This window comes from Bacteroides sp. AR20, assembly GCF_964250605.1.
Lineage (GTDB): Bacteria > Bacteroidota > Bacteroidia > Bacteroidales > Bacteroidaceae > Bacteroides > Bacteroides uniformis.
In genome coordinates, this window is sequence record NZ_CAXUGK010000066.1 from 1 (window position 1) to 1534 (window position 1534).

2 protein-coding genes are annotated in these 1534 nt (G+C 50.1%); both read left to right on the forward strand.

Translation table 11 applies throughout. From position 1 onward, the window contains the following. Positions 1–654, forward strand: a 654-nt coding sequence (locus ACESTD_RS18370) for an OmpA family protein (RefSeq protein ID WP_373159098.1), incomplete at its 5' end; no start/stop codon positions are given. A gap of 127 nt (positions 655–781) precedes the next feature. Further along, a complete protein-coding gene (locus tag ACESTD_RS18375) occupies positions 782–1534 on the forward strand; it encodes a YjbH domain-containing protein (RefSeq protein WP_034523133.1) in 753 nt (250 codons plus the stop codon).

Sequence of the window (1534 nt, forward strand, 5' to 3'; positions counted from 1 at the left end):
GCACGTATCGGCGCTTCTGCCGGTTTGGGCTTGAAGTTCAATATCAACACTAAGTGGGCCATTGACGTAGAAGCTCGCGGTGCCATCGCTCCGTCCATTTTCGGTAATATCAGCAGCCATCGCAAGGCTGAAGGTACAGGTATGCTGACCGCAGGTGTTAGCTACATCTTCGGCGGTAAGAAGTTCGTTCCGGTTTCTAAGATTGACGAAGACGCAGTCAATGCGGAAATCAACAGATATAGAAGTGAACTGGCTCAGGCTCAGGCTGACCTGGCTAACTGCAAGAATGCACTGGCCAACGCTAAACCTGAAGTTAAGGAAGTGACCAAGGAAGTTGAAGTTGCCGGTCCGCGTGCCATCTTCTTCAAGATTGGCAGCGCCCGTCTGGACGACTATGGCAAGGTTAACATCGAACTGGCTGCCAAGATTCTGAAGGCTAATCCGGACAAGAAGTACAAAGTTGCAGGTTATGCAGACAAGGCTACCGGTAGCGCTTCTTGGAACCAGAAGCTGTCCGAAAAGCGTGCCCAGGTTGTTTACGACGCTTTGATTGCTCAGGGTGTTGACAAGGACCAGCTTGAACTCGTAGGATTCGGTGGTACTGAAAACATGTTCGGTAAGAACTTCCTGAACCGCGTAGTTATCCTGGAATAATACACTCCAAGTGACAAATAGACTCTAAAAATGAAGGCGTCTGGGACTCAGACGCCTTTTTTTGGTACTATGTCCGATGTATGTTATAAAGCAACCCATTTTTTATCAGCGACTGAATTTATATGTGATGATGAAGTTTAAGCTATTCTTTATTGTTCTGTTTTGCAGCCTTTCCCTTTCGGCCTTTTCCCAGTTGACGTATGGTACAACCGGGCTGTTGCATGCGCCCTCTGCGGAGATGCAGCGCGACAAGACTTTCATGGTCGGCGGCAACTTCCTGAACAAGGAGCTCACACCGCCCACCTGGTACTATCATACCTACAACTACTTCCTGAACGTCACCATCTTCCCCTTTCTGGAAGTGGCCTACACGTGTACGCTCTTCAAGGCGGAGGCGTTGGGATTGAAGCCATACGGGTACAGCGGATTCACGAACCAGGACCGCTACTTTTCCGCCCGTCTGCGTGTGTTGAAGGAGGGGCAGTTCTGGAAATACATGCCGGCTGTCGTGCTGGGGACGTCCGACCCGTTCACTTCTTCCGGCGGCGGCCAGGTAGGCACCACGGAAGGTAACGGCTATTACAGCCGTTTCTATATTGCCGCCTCCAAGCATATACCCGTTGTGGGTAAGGAGGAGATCGGTGTCCATCTTTCCTACCTTTACAACAACCGCAAGGAGTACAAACTGAATGGCTTTGCACTGGGTGTCACCTACAATCCCTCCTTCCATCCGCAGTTGAGGGTGATAGCGGAGTACGACTCCAAGGACTTTGCTTTGGGAGCCACTTATCTGCTGTTCAAGCATCTGCATGTGCAGGTCGAAATGCAGAGGATGAAATATTTCACGGGAGGGCTGACATACAAAATTCATTTGAAATAA

Coding starts and splice junctions, on each gene's coding strand:
- ACESTD_RS18375 (WP_034523133.1), top strand. CDS start 782: ATGATGAAGTTTAAGCTATTCTTTATTGTTCTGTTTTGCAGCCTTTCC.